Raw genomic sequence first — 18995 nt, forward strand, 5'->3', positions numbered from 1 at the left:
GCACGACAGGACATAATAACTCAAGTAGCCGTGACTGAAGACCGTAATTTCGACGATATTGCCCACAAATTTGCAAAAAACATTTACGGCTCTGACAAAGGAGAGATCCGTCAGTGCATCGTATGGGAAGATTTAGAACAAGCTTTGAGCAAGTTTGATCAATCCGCTTCGCCGCTGCATGTGCTTGATGCCGGTGGTGGGCTTGCACAGATGTCACAAAAAATTGCGACACTAGGCCACAACGTTTCTCTGTGCGACCTTTCTTCTGAAATGTTGAAGCTCGCAGAAGAAAGTATCAGCGAAGCGGGTTTGCTCGAGCAATATCGATTTATTCATTCTCCGGTACAAAAAGTGGCAGAGCATCTCGAAGAGAAAGTCGATTTTGTGATGTTTCATGCCGTAATGGAATGGTTAGCAGACCCTAAACAGGCACTTGATTTATTGTTGGAACAAGTAAAACCCGGTGGTATTGCCTCGATAATGTTTTACAACCACCATGGTTTAGTCCTGAAAAATGTGATTTGTGGCAACATTCCTCATGTATTGAATGGGATGCCACATCGAAAAAGGTTTAAGCTGCAACCACAAAAAGGCTTGAAGCCTGAAGAGGTTTATCAATGGATAGAAGACGCTGGTCTAGATATCTGTGGTAAATCAGGCATTCGCTCTTTCAGTGACTACATAGGCAATATGGAGTACATGGGCGATTACCAATTTGAAGATGTGTTGGAACTAGAGAAACAGCTATGTCGCCAAGAGCCATATCTGTCGCTAGGCCGTTATATTCACGTTTGGGCTCAAAAACCTGCGCAATAACAGCGGTGAATGTGGTAAAAGAAGCCACAACATGCGCTATGCCATCGTAAGAAGCCGCGTCATAAAGAAATAGGCGTCATATCTAATACGTTCGATATGACGAACAACAGTAACAGGAACCACAATGAGTGAAATGACTCAAACTGCCGAAGAGCAGCCAATTGATGAGTTGGTGGGCTGGGTCAAGCAGCATGATTTTTCATTAAACTTGCCACCAGAGCGCTTAGCATTTTTGATTGCTATCGCCGTACTAAGCAATGAAAGGTTCGATGAAGAGTTGGGCGAGGGTGAACTGCACGATGCATTCACTATTGTCACTCGACTGTTTGAAGATACTGGCGAAGCGTCCGCGTTTCGTGCCAACAACGCTATCAATGAGTTGGTTAAACAGAAGCTGATCAGCCGCTTTACCAGCGAAATCACAGATGGTGCAAGCATTTATCGCTTATCGCCATTGGCGATTGGTATCTCAGATTATTACTTACGTCACCGCCAGTTTTCTAAATTAAAACTGTCTATCCAGCTTTCTATGGTTGCCGATGAGATGGCAAAAGCCATTGAAGCCGCCCAGAAAGGTGGAACTCCGGGGCATTGGAGAAGGAATGTGTACGGCGTGCTCAAGTATTCTGTTGGCGAAATTTTTGATCAGATCGATCTTAACCAACGGGTTATGGATGAACAGCAACAAACCGTCAAACAGCAAATTGCGGATCTTTTAAATAAAGATTGGCGAGAAGCAATCAACAACTGTGAGTCTTTGCTATCGGAAACCTCAGCCACGCTAAAAGAGTTGCAAGACACCTTGCAAGCGGCGGGCGATGAACTGCAAACCCAGATTCTTGATATTCAAGAAATTGTTTATGGTGACGATGAGCTCGAGTTTGTAGGTGAAACCCTATTTGGTTTGCAAATGAAGCTAGACCGAATCACCAGTTGGGGCCAACAAGCGATTGATTTGTGGATCGGCTACGATCGCCACGTGCATAAATTTATCCGTACCGCGATCGATATGGATAAAAACCGTGCCTTTAGCCAACGTTTGCGTCAGTCAGTCACTGACTACTTTGATGCGCCTTGGTTATTGACCTACGCAGACGCAGAAAAACTCACGGATCTTCGTGATGAAGCACTTGTGCTCCGTGATGACGAAGTGATGGGGCAAGCCCCAATCGACGTAGAATACGAAGAATTTGAGCAAGTGAACGATCTACTTTCAGAACGAATCGCAGATATGTTGAAAGCTCACAAACAGCAAGGCGCGCCAATTGATCTTGGCCTTGTGCTGCGTGATTACCTCGCAGCGCACCCTCGCACACACCATTTTGATTTAGCCAGAATTGTTGTCGACCAAGCCGTTCGCTTAGGTTACTCAGAGTCTGACTATCAGGCTATTCAGCCAGATTGGCAGGCAATCAACGATTTCGGTGCAAAGGTACAAGCAAATGTCATTAACAAGTACTGATGATTACATGCCAGAGAAACTGGTAAAAGCGATAGCGAACCCATTGTTTCCTGCGCTAGATAGCATGTTGCGTTCAGGCAAGCATGTTTCAACAGAAGACCTCGATAACCATGCGTTGCTTTCTGATTTTGAAGTTGAGCTTCAGCATTTTTATCAACGCTACAATACGGAACTGGTAAAAGCGCCTGAAGGTTTCTTTTATTTGCGTCCGCGTTCTACGTCTTTAATTGGGCGTAGTGTGTTGTCTGAGCTCGACATGCTAGTTGGTAAAGTATTGTGTTTCTTATACCTAAGCCCAGAGCGTTTGGCTCATGAAGGCATCTTCACCAATCAAGAGTTGTTTGATGAACTGATGTCGTTAGCGGATGAGAAAAAACTCATGAAGCTAGCAACCAACCGTGCGTCTGGTTCTGACTTAGACAAAGAAAAGCTGTTTGAAAAAGTACGTACTTCTTTACGCCGTTTACGTCGTATCGGCATGCTGATCGTGATTGGTGAAACAGGTAAATTCCGTATCAGCGAAGCGGTGTTCCGTTTTGGTGCGGATGTTCGTGTTGGCGATGATATGAAAGAAGCGCAATTACGACTTATTCGTGATGGTGAAGCTGTTGTTCATACTCAAGAGCCTAACCAAGGTAGCTTGTTGAATGAAGAACAAGCAGAAGCCGTATCAGAAATAGATTTAGACGTAGACGAAAACGGTCAACAAGACATTTTTAACGATCAAGCTGACTTTGACCTTGAGTCAAACGACAGCGAACAAACAAAGGTAGAAGGTGAAGCATGATTGAAAGAGGTAAATATCAATCATTAACCATGGTCAACTGGAACGGCTTCTTCGCGCGTACTTTTGATATTGATGGATTGGTTACAACGCTTTCTGGCGGTAACGGTGCAGGTAAGTCGACCACAATGGCGGCATTCATTACAGCACTTATCCCTGACCAAAGCCTTCTGCATTTCCGTAACACTACGGAAGCGGGTAGCTCACAGTCATCTCGTGATAAAGGTCTCTACGGTAAGCTTCAGCCAGGCGCATGTTATGCCGCGCTAGATGTTGTGAACTCTCGTAATCAACGCCTATTGTTTGCAGTAAAACTGCAGCAAGTTGCGGGTCGTGATAAGAAGGTCGACATCAAACCGTTTGTAATCCAAGGCCTTCCAAGCCATGTGAAGCCAACGGATGTATTGATTCAGAACGTTTCAGACAGCCACGCTCGTGTGTGTCAACTGAACGACGTGAAAGCAGCGGTAGCGCAATATGAAGGGGCGCACTTTAAAGCCTTCTCTTCGATTGTTGATTACCACTCACAGATGTTTGAGTACGGTGTTGTTCCTAAGAAACTGCGTAACAGCAGCGACCGTTCTAAGTTCTACCGTTTGATTGAAGCATCACTTTACGGCGGTATCTCAAGTGCGATTACACGTTCTCTGCGTGATTACCTTCTTCCGCAAAATGGCGGTGTGAAGAAAGCATTCCAAGATATGGAATCAGCACTGCGTGAAAACCGCATGACGCTAGAAGCGATCAAAACGACTCAGTCGGATCGTGACCTGTTCAAGCACTTGATCACTGAATCTACGAACTACGTGGCAGCAGATTACATGCGCCATGCCAACGATCGTCGTAACAAGCTTGATCAAACCATGAAGTTTCGTGGTGAACTGTTTGGTTCTCGCGAGACCTTGCTTGATCAAAACAACTTGTTGAACCGCGTTCAAGAAGAGCTTGAGTTGTTGGTCGATCAAGAATCGGCACTAGAGCAAGACTATCAAGCGGCGTCGGATCATCTTCAATTGGTTCAAACAGCACTTCGTCAGCAAGAGAAAATCGCTCGTTACAGCGAAGATCTGGAAGAGCTTAATGAGCGTCTAGAAGAGCAGATTATGGTGGTTGAAGAAGCTCAAGAGCGAGTACTTCTTGCTGAAGAACAGGCAACCATAACTGAAGAAGAAGTGGATAGCCTGAAAACTCAGCTTGCTGACTACCAACAAGCGTTGGATGTTCAGCAGACTCGTGCGCTTCAATACCAGCAAGCGGTTCAAGCATTAGAGAAAACTAAACAGCTACTTGGTGATGAGTCTATTACGGCAGAAAGCGCATTAACTCTGGTTTCTGAGCTAAAAGCACAAGAAGAATCAAGCACTCAAACGCTACTGTCGACTAAACATAAGCTAGACATGTCCTCTGCTGCGTCTGCACAGTTCGACAAAGCACTGTCTCTTGTTAAAAGCATTGTTGGTGATGTTGAGCGTAAAGAAGCGTCTACCAGTGCTAAGCAAGCGTTAGAAAAAGGCCGTAACGCAAAACACGTTGTTGAAAACGAACAGCAGTGGCGTGCTCAGCACCGCGACATGGCTCGTGATGTGGCGCAGCAGCGTCAAGCAAAAGAGCTTGCGACTGAATACCAAAAGCAACACAACATCTCACTGACTGACGAAACGGTTTTCGATGAAGAACGTGAACGCCATGCAATCCAGATCGAATCTCTTGAGTATGCTCAAGAAGAGCTGCGTGAAGCGAAGAGTGAGCAACGTCGTGTGCAACAAAACCAAGACCAAGAGATTCAAAAACTTGAGTCTATTGCTCCAGCGTGGATCACGGCGAACGATGCACTTGAAGCCCTAAGAGATCACACAGAAGCTGAGCTAGAAGATAGCCAAGCAGTAATGACTCAAATGCAGCAAGTGCTTGAAGACGAGAAATCTCAAGCGGTAGCAAAAGATCAGTTGGCTACGCGCCGAGCTGAACTTGAGCAAGAGATTGAACGCTTAGCTTCTCCAGGTGGTTCTAACGATCCTCGCCTGAAAGGTCTAGCGGATACGCTTGGTGGCGTGCTGCTTTCTGAGATCTACGATGACATCACGATTGGCGATGCGCCGTACTTCAGTGCGATGTACGGCCCGGCTCGTCACGCAATTGTGGTTTCGGACCTTGATGGCATTAAAGAGAAGCTGGTGGATCTTGATGATTGTCCAGAAGACCTTTACATCCTAGAAGGTGATGTAGATGCGTTTGATGACAGCTCATTCAATGCCGATGAGCTTGAAGGTGCGGTGTGTGTTCAACTGAACGATCGTCAAATGCGTTACTCGCGCTTCCCTGAGATTCCATTGTTTGGTCGTGCAGCTCGTGAGCAACGCCTAGAGAAATTGCGTGAAGAGCGTGACGTTGTGGTAGAAAACCACGCCAAAGCTGCGTTTGACTCTCAGAAACTGAATCGCCTATACCAAGCATTCAACAGCTTTGTTGCTAAGCATCTGCACGTTGCGTTTAACGCAGATCCAGAACAAGCACTTGCTGCGATTCGTGATAAGCGTAATCAAATTGTTCGTTCTCTGGCTGAGCTTAACTCTAAAGAGCAGCAACAACGTAGTCAGCTTCTACAAAGCAAGCAGGCACTCGGTGCGCTAGATAAATTAGCGCCAATGGTTCGTATTTTAGAAGACGAAACATTGGCTGAGCGCTTAGCAGAATTAGAAGCACAACTAGAGCGTTTAAGTGAAGCTAAGTCTTACTTGAATACGCACGGCAAAGCGCTTACTTCTCTAGAGCAAATCGTATCTGCACTAGAGGCTGACCCAGAGCAGTTCGAAGCTTTGGAAGCTGAATATCGTCAAGCAGACAACGCGCTACAAACGCTAAAAGGCAAAGTGTTCGCGCTGTCTGATCTGATTGAGCGTCGTCACTACTTTGCTTACGCGGATTCTGTTGATTTGCTTAACAAGAGCAGTGAACTGAGCGAGCAGTTAAAAGCGAAGTTGGTTCAAGCTGAACAAGCAAGAACCAAAGGCCGCGATGGCTTGAAGCAAGCTCGCGAACAGATGAACCAATACAACCAAGTATTGGCGGCACTGAAGAGCTCACATCAAGCGAAGCAAGAAACGGTTCAAGAGTTTAAACAAGAGCTACAAGAGTTCGGCGTAAACGCTGACGAAGGCGCTGAAGAGCGTGCTGTACGTCGTCGTGACGAGCTTCAAGAGCGTCTGCACACATCTCGCAGCCGTAAGAGCGAATACGAGCGTACGATTACGTCAACAGAGCTTGAGATGAAAGCCTTAGCTAAGCGTCTTAAGAAAGTTCAGAAAGAGTACACAGAACTTCGTACCTTCGTTGTTGCAGCAAAAGCTGGCTGGTGCTCAGTACTTCGCTTAGCTCGTGAAAACGATGTTGAACGTCGTCTACACAAGCGTGAACTGGCTTACCTAACGGCGGGCGAGCTTCGCTCTATGTCGGATAAATCACTGGGTGCGCTACGTCTGGCTGTGGCTGACAATGACGACCTACGTGACTCGCTGCGTCTATCGGAAGACAACGCACATCCAGAGCGTAAGGTTTTGTTCTACATCGCAGTTTACCAACACCTTCGTGAGCGTATTCGCCAAGACATCATTCATACGGATGATCCGGTTGAAGCAATCGAAGAGATGGAAGTTGAGCTAGCTCGACTAACAGAAGAACTGACGCAGCGTGAAAACCGCTTGGCGATCAGCTCTGAGTCGGTAGCAAGCATCATCAAGAAAACGATTCAGCGCGAGCAGAACCGTATTCGAATGCTGAACCAAGGTTTGTCTAACATCTACTTCGGTCAGGTTAAGGGCGTACGTCTGAACGTTAAGATCCGTGAAAGTCACGAGATTTTGCTATCAGGGCTAGCGACTCAGCAAGAGCAGCACAAAGACTTGTTTGAATCAACGCGCTTTACCTTCTCAGAAGCAATGGCGAAGTTGTTCCAACGTGTCAATCCGCATATCGATATGGGTCAACGTTCTCCACAAGTTCTTGGTGAAGAGTTACTGGATTACCGTAACTACCTAGAGCTGAGTGTTGAAGTTAACCGTGGTTCAGACGGTTGGTTACAAGCGGAATCGGGTGCATTGTCTACGGGTGAGGCGATCGGTACTGGTCAATCAATCCTATTGATGGTTATTCAGAGCTGGGAAGAAGAGTCACGTCGACTTCGTAGTAAAGACATCGTTCCATGTCGTTTGTTGTTCCTTGATGAAGCCGCTCGTCTGGATTCTAAGTCGATCTCTACGCTGTTTGAACTGTGTGACCGTTTAGGTATGCAACTTCTGATTGCTGCGCCAGAGAACATTAGCCCAGAGAAAGGTACAACCTACAAACTGGTACGTAAGGTCTTCAAAGACCACGAACACGTACACGTTGTTGGTCTGCGTGGTTTTGCTCAAAACAAACCGGTATCTCCTGTTCAAGAGCTTATCGAAACCCCTTAGAAGCGTAATCTATCTACCGTAAATTAATAGCCTCGAAGTATACAACTTCGGGGCTTTTTTTGTTTGGCAGCTTCACGGGTCTCGTATTCTTTTGGTGAGGGTGAGGGTGAGGGTGAGGGTGAGGGTGGTATTCCTGAGCTATTTATAATGACTGACTGTGATTGGCATGACTCAGCCTGAACTTATTACCATATAAAAAAACCGCCTTCTCAGAAGAGAAGGCGGTTTTAATTACGTTATCTTTTTTTAAGCCGAAGATTTTGATACTTAGGCTTTAACGTATAGGTTGTCGGTACGTTTAGCTTATCTAAGATTAGATCTTAAACATCTTTATCGTTTGATGCAGTTCGTCCGAAACATTATTAACATTTTGCGCTGTTTGAACATTTTGCTGGACGTCATCGACAGTCGCTCGCGCCAAATCATTTACATTCACTACATTTTCGTTGATTTCAACGGCTACTTGCGATTGTTCTTCCGCTGCCGCTGCAATCTGGTTGTTCATGTCTTGAATTGTCCCAATCTCATGCTGAATAGTATTCAGCATTTGACTCGCTTGATCTGACTTTTCACGAGTTACTTTAGCTGTTTCCGCATTTTCAACCATAAGCTCAACAGATTGTTTTGCTTGAGTTTGAAGTGATGAAATCATGGTTTGTATTTCGTTTGTGCTTTCTTGTGTCTTGTTAGCGAGGTTACGCACCTCGTCAGCCACGACGGCGAAGCCGCGACCTTGCTCACCCGCTCGAGCTGCTTCAATTGCTGCGTTTAATGCCAGCAAGTTTGTTTGCTCAGCAATACCTCGGATAACATCAAGTATGCTACCTACATTTTGAGTTTCTTTTTCAACACCCAAAATCGAATCTTGAACCTGCTCAATATTCGTTACAAGTAAGCTGATTTGCTGGTTCATGTCACCCACAGTCTCAAGACCTGACTGAGATGAAAGGCTTGCCTCATTGGATGATGATGATGCCTGCATCGCATTTTGAGCCACTTCCGCAACAGTCGCGGTCATCTGATTCATCGCGGTTGCAACTTGCTCTAGCTGCATCATTTGCTCTTCTGATGAGGTACTTAACTGATTTGACGAGGTCTCAAGAGATGAAGATTGTGATGAGAGAGAGTTCGAAGACTGCTCAATATTGCCAATAATACCTTGGAGGTTACCTGCCATTTCAAGAGTTGAACGGTAGATCCCCGTTTCATCGCCATTTAATTTAGGGATGTTGGTCAGGTCTCCTGCCGAGATTCGACTAACAAGAGCCTCTATGTATTGTGGCTCCCCGCCAATAGGACGATACATTAATCGGGTGACTAATAAGAATGTTATTCCGGTTGCCATAACCGCGAAAATTAGACCAACTACAGTATTTATTTTCACCATCGCATTTGAAGGCGCTTCAATGTCGTCCCAACTTGCCCAAGCCCAAATATTCCAACCTAATGACTCTATTTGAGACGAAACGACATAAAAATCGCCTTTATCTGGAACATTGTAAGAGTGCTCACTGGTCATCTTACTACCGTGTTCACGGTATGATGGTCGAAGATCGTAGATATTTTTACCAATAAAATCTTCATAGCTAGCGGCAACAAGGAAACCATCTTGGCGAGAGACAAATAAGTTTGGCTCTTCAGATAGCTCGTTTATATAGTCTGTAATATCACTCATTTTAAGACTAAGGCCAATCACTGCTTTCGTTTCGCCTCTGGCTTTAAAAGGAATAACAACCGACATGGTTAAATGCCCTGTTGTTGCTAGGTAAGGGTTAGTTACTGATCGTTTTGCACCTGAAAACCCAAGGTTGAACCATTCGCGTTGTTTTTGCTTAGCATTAAAGTTGGGAATGATACCTTGATTTTTAACGTCGTAAGTTTTGCCATCAGGAAGACCGATGTAAATATTAAGAACACCAAGAGATTCTTTACTGTTCGTCATCATTTTCAACAGCATCGGGTTGATCATGATGTTACCGGATCTATCAGTATGGATACTGGTTGAAATGCTTTCCAAAGCGCCGAAATACGCTTCCATTTTCCCTTCGACAGCTTTGGCTACAAGAAACGATTTCGTAGACAAGTTATGACGGTAGTCATCCGTGGTGGCAGACTTAAATTCGAAATATCCTATCGTAGATATAACTAAAATCGTTAAACAGATTAGGCCGCTAATTGTTAGCATAATCTTATTTTTGACGGTCATCAGAGCATTTCCTTAACAGTTGTTGCTTATTTTATTGACTAAATTATCCGTATGCTAACATAGGGTTACAATTTATTTGTTGGTCGTTTTGTAAGGGAACGTCGTTACAAACAAGCAGTGTGAATACTTATGCGTGGGATTTACAGTGAATAGGGTATCTACACAAATTTGATGGGTTTTAATTGATTTTGATGGTGCGTATTTTTCTACTTCCTAGGCGGAATTAGCACAAATAAGTACCTTTTAATCTATTTTTGGTGTGAATGTGTTGCTGAAGTAAGCGTATAGAAAGGATTGGGATGCAAGGGGAGATAACCCCAAACACCCCAAATTTTGGCCTAAAATTTAAGTGACAAAATTTTGACTAGTTGTGACCGAACTGTTTTGCAGCGTAAGCAACACGCTCCGCAGGTTTTGGATATTCAGCAGGCGTGCCAAGGTTTTCAATATGATGCAGTCTAGGAAGTAGCCCCGCGCCGTTCGCGATTTGGATAGCTAAACCTGGTCGAGCATTAAGTTCTAGTACCATAGGGCCTTCTTCTTGGTCTAATACCATGTCAGTACCCATATAGCCTAAGCCCGTCATTTCCCAAGCACTTGATGCTAGAGTTAACAGCTTTTCCCAGTGAGGAACTTGTAATAACGCGAGTTCTTTACCCGTATCTGGATGGTGTGTAACAGGCTGGTCGAACTGAACCGCTCGAACCGCTTTACCTGTCGCAATGTCTATACCCACACCAACAGCACCTTGGTGCAAGTTAGCTTTACCATCTGAATCTGAAGTGGACAGACGCATCATCGCCATCACAGGGTAGCCTTTGAATACGATGATTCGTACGTCTGGCACACCTTCGTAGCTGAAGCCTTCAAAACACTCATCAAACTTGATGAGGTTTTCAACTACGGCCACATCGTTCTTGCCACCCAGTGAGAAAAGGCCTGCGAGCGCGTTACTGATATGGCGCTCTACATCTTCTTCATTGATAGTAGAACCCGATGGTTTGGTGTAAACGCCATCTTTATGAGAGATCACAACAAGGATGCCTTTACCACCACTGCCTTGAGCGGGCTTGATTACAAAACCCGGCCACTCTCTAACCATCTTGTGGATTGTTTTTACTTCAGCTTGGTGACTAATAACGCCAATAAGCTTTGGCACGGTGGCGCCAGCCTGTTCAGCAATGATTTTAGTCTTAAGCTTGTCATCAACGAGTGGGTACTTGGAACGATCATTGTAGCGGCCAATATAACTATGGTTACGCTTGTTCATTCCCATTATGCCTTTGTCTTTCAACTTAAACGGTGAAGTAAATTGATCAAACATAACTTAGTCCTCCGCTAGCGGTTTAAAGCGACGAAGCTCGGTTAGACGGTAGCCTGTGTAGTTACCTAGTAACAAGATGGTCGCTAGAATAACAAGCTGTAAACCAATAAAGTTAAACGTTAAGTGCTGAATGAACGGGTTAGTCATACCTAAGTAAACAAGCACCGCGGTAAATAGAGAGCCGCCACCTTGAAGTACAACTTCTTTCGCGCCTTCTTCTTCCCAAAGGATAGACATACGTTCGATAGTCCAAGACAAGATAATCATTGGGAAGAACGTAATTGATAGGCCTTCTGTAAGTCCGATTTTAAACGCGACTACAGTAAATATCGAAATAATCATAATTACTGTAATAATTACAGCGGATATCCTGGCCACGAGCAATAGGTTGAGTTTGGATAAGTAACTTCGTATTACAAGACCGGTACCGACAATCAGTAGGAAGCCAACAATACCGGTAACCAACTGTGTTTGAACGAATGCCACGGCAATCAGAACGGGCATGAACGTACCAGAAGTCTTAAGACCTATGATGACACGTAGGAACACAACAATCAGAGCACCGATAGGAATCAGCATGATGGTTTTAAACATCGCTTGCTCTTCTAGCGGTAGACTATGAATGGAAAGGTTTAACAGTTGATCCGCTGATACTTTACTGTTGGTTGCTTCAGTTGGAGTAACTTCCTGAGCAATCATAGAGAAGTGAACTTTACTGTTCTGACCGCCAACCACGTCTAATAGAGATACATTTGATTCATCCCAAATTAACAGGTTTGGTTGAACTTGCTGCTCGCTCGATTCAGGAGAGAATAGAACCCACTGGTTATTATCCCAAATTTGGTTCATGTGTTGGATTGATTGGCGACGACGTCCGTCTTCCAGTTCAATAACACCGACGACTTTGTTGTGGATTTTAGCGGCAGAAAGTAGCTTGTGTGTCGCTTCCACTTTGGTCATGTTATTCAGAATCAGCGCTGAGTTTTGGCTGTCTGGATCGTTAAGCGTTTTGATTAACTCACGAGTAAAGGTGATGTTGTCTGCTGAGCGCTTGGTTGCTCTGTCAATCAAAGCAAGGGCCGCGGCTTCTTCAGGACCATCAAAGCTTGGTTGAGCCACATCACCTTCTGGAGGTGTTGAGGTAACGTTCGCTTGGCTATCGACTAAGAACTGTGTCTTGTAGTAGATAGTCTGCGGACCATCTGCGTGACGAATTGACCACTCAGCACGGCGACCTGAATCTGTATTCAAGTACGAAATGCCATAGCCTGGTGATGAAGCTGACTCGCCGATAAGTGTAAAGTTAGACTGTGTGTGAGGTGCGGCTAGTGAAACTTTTGCTTCTTTGCCCACTGCATTGAATTCGATACGAGCTTCAATGTCCCAAACCTGATTAGTCTCGCCTGGAGTCCAGGGTACACCGTAGGTTGTATGTCTGAACATACTCAGAGTTATACCTGCCACGATGAGCAGGAATATAGAAATATAAAATGGAATTCTTGACGTCATAGCTTACCCTACTATTGTTATTTAACTTCCGTTTGTACGTACTTTTTACTTACATCTACTAGCGCTATGTCTTTGATAAATTCGCGCCCTAGTAATACAGGGTGACTCATTTGAGAGCGATCCGCCAATGTAAATTGCGCTTTTTCATGGATTTTTCCGACTTTTACCCATAATTCGATCACAGCTCGACGTTCTGTCTGATCATTGGTTGACTGACGGATTTTCACATAACGTACAACGGGCGCTTCGATCCATTTTTGGTCTTCTTTTGCTTGTGCTTTATCTGCCAAATGGAACTTAACCCAATCTTTACCGTTGCGTTCGAATTCTTTGATATCGACAGCATTTAAAGAAGAGGTGGTTGCGCCAGTATCAACACGAGCATCGAAGCTTTGTTTGATAGAGTCGATCGATACTTTTTCAATACCGCCTAGAATAGTCGGCTGTGATGTAGGAGCGGTAGGTGCAGCTGCAACGGCAACAGGCTCGGCTTCTTTTAGCTCTTCAATGACCCTGTGTTCCATACTGGTCAGGTGAACATCTAATTGACTAGAAAGAGTGGTAATTTCGTCTTCCAAGCTTTCAATATAATCACTTTGATTACTTAGCTGCAGTTCAAGATTTTGAACCTTGTTTGCGATGTTTGTCTCTGAGCGGGAAATAGCGTCGAGAGTTTCTTGATGGTAGGTAGCGCCGCTCGTGAGGGTGCAACCAGAGAGCAAACCAACCGCCACGATAGGCGATAATCGCTTAAACATATAAAAACCTTTGGAAATTAGAGAATAGTTCAGACTATTTAGAAGTTTATCCCACAAAAAAGGATGCGTGAAGCATCCTATTGTAAGAGTCTGGTCATATTGAATCGCAATGTGAGCGCTACGAAAATTATTGTCACTTAAGGGCGCTCACTTATTAAACATGAGCGCAACTTTTGTACAATTAGTTCTCTTTTTTATCAAAATTCCCACATATAAATAACGATGGCTGTATGACGACAGAGCTTATGGTTTTGTGTAACAGAGCTTAAGGTTTTGTCGCTACTAGAATCGCACGCCTTGGTGCAGGGTGACCTTCTACGGTTTTACTTGGATCATTAGGATCTAAGTAATCCGGTAGAGAGTTGTGTGTCATCCACTCTGTTGTGCGTTGTTCGCCAATCGTTGTGACATTTTCATCAACGATACGCACGTCTTCAAAGCCTACCTGTTCAAGCCAGCGTTTCAGTGCGCGTGCAGATGGGAAGAAGTAAACGTTTCTCATTTGCGCGTAGCGATCCACAGGCACAAGAACAGCGTTTTCGTCACCTTCAATCACTAACGTTTCAAGTACCAGTTCGCCACCAGATACCAATTGGTCTTTTAGTTGAATCAAATGATCAAGTGGTGAACGGCGGTGGTAAAGCACGCCCATGCTGAATACAGTGTCGTAAGCTTCCAGTTTTGGCAGTTGCTCAATACCTAGAGGTAATAGGTGAGCACGTTGGTCGTCGCCCATCAATTTACGAATGGCTTCAAACTGAACCAAGAATAAGTGAGAAGGGTCGATACCCACCGTCAAGCGAGCGCCTTCACCTAGCATGCGCCACATGTGGTAGCCGTTGCCACAACCTACATCGAGAACCGAACGGTTTTTCAATGGAGAGATATGTGGAAGCACACGATCCCATTTCCAGTCACTGCGCCATTCTGTATCGATATGAATGTCGTGAACTGTGTAAGGGCCTTTTCTCCAAGGGTGGAAAGTCTTCAGTAAGCTTTCTAACTTTTTAAGTTCACCCGTGTGGAACGGTGTAGAGCTGCCAATCGTCACTGAGTTTTTCAGATCAACTTGGTCAGGCACACCTTGCGGGATTTTATTCAGTGCACGCAACCAACGGTCGAAGTCGCCGTGTTCTGCATTTTGCCAATCCGTCAGCTGTTGAGGAAGAACATTAAGCCACGGCTGAAGGCGAGTGTCTTGGGCAATGAGTTGATAAAAATTGGCAAAATTAAACATAGTTTTTCACTGAGTTAATAGGGTCAATAAACCCTAAAATAGAAATTAAATTTGTCATTCCCTACAGTGAGGGACGAACATGATAGGGAGTCTCGGTTTATCGTACTTGATAGAGACCCCCAACACGCTCCTTCCTCGCTCTTGAGGATGACATTTTAGTACGAGCTGACTGGGTATGTGCGCTATTTAATCGCGAACATTGAACCGAAGTTGAAGCATTGGAACCACACTTCGCTACTTGAGAAGCCAATCTTTTCAAAACGTTGCTTGTGAACTGTAATCGAGTCAGGACGCATCACGTTTTCAATTGCGCTGCGTTTCTGGCTGACTTCAAGCTCGCTGTATCCGTTTGCACGCTTGAAGTCATGGTGCAGGTCGATAAGCAGTTCATTTGAACTTTCGTCTTCGAATACGTACTTTTCAGAAAGGATTAAGATTCCGCCCGGGCGTAAGCCTGCATGAATTTTTTCAAGCAGAGCGTATCGGTCGTCAGGAGACAGAAATTGCAGTGTAAAGTTAAGCACCACAACAGAGGCGTCTTTGATTTCCACTTCACGGATGTCGGCTTCAATCACTTCTACCGGTGTGTCACTGCGGTAGGCGTTTACATGCAGCTTACAGCGTTCAACCATGGCTTCTGAATTATCGATAGCGAAAATCGTGCAGCCTTCTTGCTGAATGTGACGACGCATAGAAAGTGTCGCAGCACCAAGCGAGCAGCCAAGATCGTAAATATTTGAATGTGGCTTTACAAAGCGTTCAGCCAGCATGCCGATTGCAGAGATGATATTGCTATAACCAGGCACCGAGCGTTGAATCATATCCGGAAATACTTCAGCAACCCTTGCATCAAAGGTGAAGTCTCCAATTTTATCAATAGGAGCGGAAAAGATATTGTCTGTGTTGCTCATGGCATTTTCTCTCGACAGTCAGCGTAATTGGCACAAAATTCATACCAAATAAAAGGGGACGTATTTTACGTAAAAAAATGGCTTGTGTCACGAAAACTGAGATTGATGAAAGTGAACGCTTGTTAGTAGTTGTTTACTATCAAAACATCGAGATTTGATGGTCGCCTTTTTGAGCAGGAAACTCCGCCAAATTAGGCAAGGTTATCTTTGTGTGTTCAGCAACTTGCGTCTGTAATTGCTTATAGATAGCAATCGCCAACTCAGGGGCGTGATTATTGTCTGGGGTGTGGATCATTAAATAAGGTTGTTTTCCTTCGTTTAACCAAGTCGGTAATTTCGCGAACCAAGGTTTAAAGAAAGCCAGATTGGGTTCCTGATCTGGATGACCAATAAAGCGAACCATCGGATTGTTTGCCGTCGCAATGGCATGAACCGGAACACGTGGTTTCTTTTGATGCGCGTCGATCACCGCTTCTGTGGTTGGTGGTGCGGAGAAAACAGGACGGCTATCCATAATGATGCGATTGAACCCTTCTTCTATTAACCAATGATTGAAACGTTTTTCGGCATCGCCTTTATCAAAGAAACCAAGGTGACGAACTTCAACGCCGAGCTGCATGTCTTTTGGAAACAAGGTACAAAATTTTTGCAGGGCAGGAAGCATGCTGGGTTCGAAGCTATGGGGCAATTGAATCGTCCACTGACCAATGCGCCTATGTAGGGGCGACATGGTGAGCAGAAATTCTTTGAGTTCGGCTTGGCAATGTTTTAAGTGCTGCTGGTGGGTGATGAACTTAGGCAGCTTAAAAGTAAACTTGAAATCATCGTGACTCGCGGCTTTCCAGTTATTGACCGTTGAGACACTGGGTGTCGCATAGAAAGTCGTGTTGCCTTCAACGGTATGAAAAACTTGGGTGTATTTTTCTAAGCGCTCAGCGGGTTTTGTTCCTTTACCATAGAACTGACTTTGCCACTCGGAATGAGACCACATTGTTAACCCAAGTCTTAGAGGTAAAGTTTCTGTTGTTATTACACGAGCATCCATCTATTACACCGTTATTTATCACGCCATCAGTCATTACAAAAAGTTTTTGGGTTGAAATTAGGGTGTGTTGATCTTTCGAGCTGGTTTTTGCAGCGAGTTGCTGGGTATTTATACAAGGCAGAGGCTTTGATATGTAGCTAGCCTACATGAGAAGCCGATAACATAGTAGAAATGACCAGCAAACGCTGCCCGAAGGGTTCGGCTAAAAGCGTTTTACTCTTTGTTGAGGGAGATTTGCTTAGAATGACTAGGCTACTTCCCCCTCGCCGCGATTAAAACGCTTTTATCTCGAACAAAATTTAACCACGAAAGGTCAACGCGCCCTAAAATCTACTTTACGAGAGTTTTGCTGATTAAGGTACTTTCGAGATATAATTATCGCAATTTTTTCGGTTTTGATGAATCTTTGCGCACTTGATGGGCTAAAAAGCAGCAAAGCCAGATAAAACACAATAAATTCGAATGTGGAAGGTCGATTTTAAGCGAGTTTCCGCGTATAAATGATCCTTTGCTCTGTAGGGCTATTTTGACACCTACAGCTTGGAAATTAGTAAATTATTAAGAGATTGGGAAATTCATTATGCGTACCCATTACTGTGGTAACCTGAACAAGTCCCTGGCGGGACAAACTGTAGAATTGTGCGGCTGGGTAAACCGTCGCCGTGATTTAGGCGGTCTTATCTTTATCGATATGCGAGATCGTGAAGGCGTCGTTCAGGTTGTTGTCGATCCAGATATGAAAGATATCTTTCCGATCGCTAACCAACTGCGTAATGAATTCTGTATCAAATTTACTGGTGAAGTACGTGTTCGTCCTGACAGCCAAGTAAATAAAGATATGGCGACGGGTGAAGTTGAGCTTTACGCAACTGGCCTTGAGATCATCAACCGTTCAGAAGCGCTTCCACTAGACTTCAACCAAACGAACTCTGAAGAGCAGCGTCTTAAGTACCGTTACATCGATCTTCGTCGTCCAGAAATGAGCGACCGTATCAAGCTTCGTGCGCGTGCTTCTAGCTTCGTTCGTCGTTTCCTAGACGAGAACCTATTCCTAGACATCGAAACGCCAGTACTAACGAAAGCGACACCTGAAGGCGCTCGTGACTACCTAGTACCAAGCCGTGTTCACAAAGGTAGCTTCTACGCACTTCCTCAATCTCCTCAGCTGTTCAAGCAACTGCTGATGATGTCTGGTTTTGACCGTTACTACCAAATCGTTAAATGTTTCCGTGATGAAGATTTACGTGCTGACCGTCAGCCTGAATTTACTCAAATCGATATCGAAACATCTTTCATGACTTCTCAAGAAGTACGTAACGTAACTGAGAAGCTTGTTCACGATATGTGGAAAGAGCTTCTAGATGTTGAACTAGGTCAATTCCCAGTAATGCCTTTCTCTGAAGCGATTCGTCGTTTCGGTTCTGATAAGCCAGATCTACGTAACCCACTAGAGTTAGTTGACGTTGCTGACTTGGTTAAAGACGTTGAATTCAAGGTGTTCTCTGGCCCAGCTAACGACGAAAAAGGTCGCGTAGCAGTTATCCGTGTTCCAGGTGGTGCTAAGCTAACTCGTAAGCAAATTGACGGTTACGCTGAACACGTAAACATCTACGGCGCGAAAGGCCTAGCTTGGATGAAGGTTAACGACCGTGCTGCAGGTATGGAAGGTATTCAATCTCCAGTTGCTAAGTTCCTAAGCGAAGACGTAATCAACGGTATTTTAGATCGCACTCAAGCTGAATCTGGCGATATCATTCTGTTTGGCGCAGACAAAGCGGGCATCGTTGCTGAAGCAATGGGCGCACTTCGTATCAAGCTAGGTGATGACTTAGAGCTAACAGACAAGAAAGCGTGGGCTCCACTGTGGGTTGTTGACTTCCCAATGTTCGAAGAAGACGGCGAAGGTAACCTACACGCAATGCACCACCCATTCACATCGCCACTAGGTGTGAACGCGGAAGAGCTAAAAGCGAACCCAGCAGCAGCAAACTCTGATGCATACGACATGGTAATCAACGGCTACGAAGTAGGCGGTGGTTCGGTACGTATTCATAGCGCAGAAATGCAAACGGCTGTATTCGGTATCCTAGGTATTGAAGCTAAAGAGCAACAAGAGAAGTTCGGCTTCCTACTTGAAGCACTTAAGTACGGTACGCCACCACACGCAGGTCTAGCATTCGGTCTTGACCGTCTAGCAATGCTACTTTGTGGTACAGAGAATATCCGTGATGTTATCGCATTCCCGAAAACAACAGCAGCAGCATGTCTACTAACAGATGCGCCAAGCCTAGCAAACCCAGCATCACTGGAAGAGCTAGCAATCGCTGTTAAATTGGCAGAGAAGAAAGAGCAAGCGTAAGCCTGTTATCTTTCTCGTTGATGAAGAGATCCTAGTTGATAGAGAGCTCTTAATTAATTAGTCAAGATTTGTGAGTAAATTAGAAAATGCCCGTTAATTTGACGGGCATTTTTTTTTGCGTTCGATATAC

General features: G+C 44.7%; 12 protein-coding genes. 5 read left to right on the forward strand and 7 right to left on the reverse strand.

The window, feature by feature from the left end; all coding sequences use genetic code 11:
• The first annotated feature begins 30 nt into the window (after positions 1-30).
• From cmoM to mukB, 4 genes are all read left to right on the forward strand, one after another.
• Positions 31-816 carry a tRNA uridine 5-oxyacetic acid(34) methyltransferase CmoM gene (gene cmoM, locus MED222_RS14445; RefSeq protein WP_009846357.1) on the forward strand — a complete coding sequence of 262 codons (786 nt, stop codon included), beginning with the start codon at positions 31-33 and terminating at the stop codon, positions 814-816.
• Positions 817-940: 124 nt separating this feature from the next.
• The gene (gene mukF, locus MED222_RS14440) at positions 941-2278 is read left to right on the forward strand and encodes a chromosome partition protein MukF (RefSeq protein ID WP_009846358.1); all 1338 of its coding nucleotides are present in this window, start codon (positions 941-943) and stop codon (positions 2276-2278) included.
• Positions 2259-3065: a chromosome partition protein MukE gene (gene mukE / locus MED222_RS14435; protein WP_032555182.1), complete on the forward strand. Its 807-nt coding sequence runs from the start codon at positions 2259-2261 to the stop codon at positions 3063-3065. The genes mukF and mukE overlap by 20 nt, the downstream gene beginning before the upstream one ends.
• On the forward strand, positions 3062-7516 hold the full coding sequence (gene mukB, locus MED222_RS14430) for a chromosome partition protein MukB (RefSeq protein ID WP_009846360.1): 4455 nt from the start codon (positions 3062-3064) through the stop codon (positions 7514-7516). Before mukE ends, mukB begins: the two co-directional genes overlap by 4 nt.
• Positions 7517-7829: 313 nt before the next feature.
• Here mukB and MED222_RS14425 read toward each other — a convergent pair whose 3' ends face one another.
• The 7 genes from MED222_RS14425 to MED222_RS14395 all read right to left on the reverse strand — a co-directional run bounded on the left by MED222_RS14425 (position 7830) and on the right by MED222_RS14395 (position 16506).
• Positions 7830-9722, reverse strand: a complete 1893-nt coding sequence (locus MED222_RS14425) for a methyl-accepting chemotaxis protein (RefSeq protein WP_009846361.1) — start codon at positions 9720-9722, stop codon at positions 7830-7832.
• Between the two features lie 364 nt (positions 9723-10086).
• Positions 10087-11046 (reverse strand): alpha-L-glutamate ligase-like protein, encoded by a 960-nt coding sequence (locus tag MED222_RS14420; protein ID WP_009846362.1) that lies wholly within the window; start codon positions 11044-11046, stop codon positions 10087-10089.
• Between the two features lie 3 nt (positions 11047-11049).
• Entirely contained in the window at positions 11050-12555 is a 1506-nt protein-coding gene (locus tag MED222_RS14415; protein ID WP_009846363.1) for an inactive transglutaminase family protein, read from the reverse strand.
• Between the two features lie 17 nt (positions 12556-12572).
• On the reverse strand, positions 12573-13313 hold the full coding sequence (locus MED222_RS14410) for an ATP-dependent zinc protease family protein (RefSeq protein WP_009846364.1): 741 nt from the start codon (positions 13311-13313) through the stop codon (positions 12573-12575).
• Between the two features lie 265 nt (positions 13314-13578).
• A complete protein-coding gene (gene cmoB, locus MED222_RS14405) occupies positions 13579-14550 on the reverse strand; it encodes a tRNA 5-methoxyuridine(34)/uridine 5-oxyacetic acid(34) synthase CmoB (RefSeq protein ID WP_009846365.1) in 972 nt (323 codons plus the stop codon).
• A gap of 182 nt (positions 14551-14732) precedes the next feature.
• Positions 14733-15461: a carboxy-S-adenosyl-L-methionine synthase CmoA gene (gene cmoA / locus MED222_RS14400; RefSeq protein ID WP_009846366.1), complete on the reverse strand. Its 729-nt coding sequence runs from the start codon at positions 15459-15461 to the stop codon at positions 14733-14735.
• A gap of 139 nt (positions 15462-15600) precedes the next feature.
• Positions 15601-16506, reverse strand: coding sequence for a DUF72 domain-containing protein (locus MED222_RS14395; RefSeq protein ID WP_009846367.1), 906 nt, complete (start codon positions 16504-16506; stop codon positions 15601-15603).
• A 580-nt stretch (positions 16507-17086) separates the two neighbouring features.
• On the opposite strand from MED222_RS14395, the gene aspS reads away from it, so the two are divergent.
• On the forward strand, positions 17087-18865 hold the full coding sequence (gene aspS, locus MED222_RS14390; protein WP_009846368.1) for an aspartate--tRNA ligase: 1779 nt from the start codon (positions 17087-17089) through the stop codon (positions 18863-18865).
• The last annotated feature ends 130 nt before the right edge of the window (positions 18866-18995 follow it).

It is taken from the genome of Vibrio sp. MED222, from assembly GCF_000153005.1.
GTDB lineage: Bacteria > Pseudomonadota > Gammaproteobacteria > Enterobacterales > Vibrionaceae > Vibrio > Vibrio tasmaniensis_A.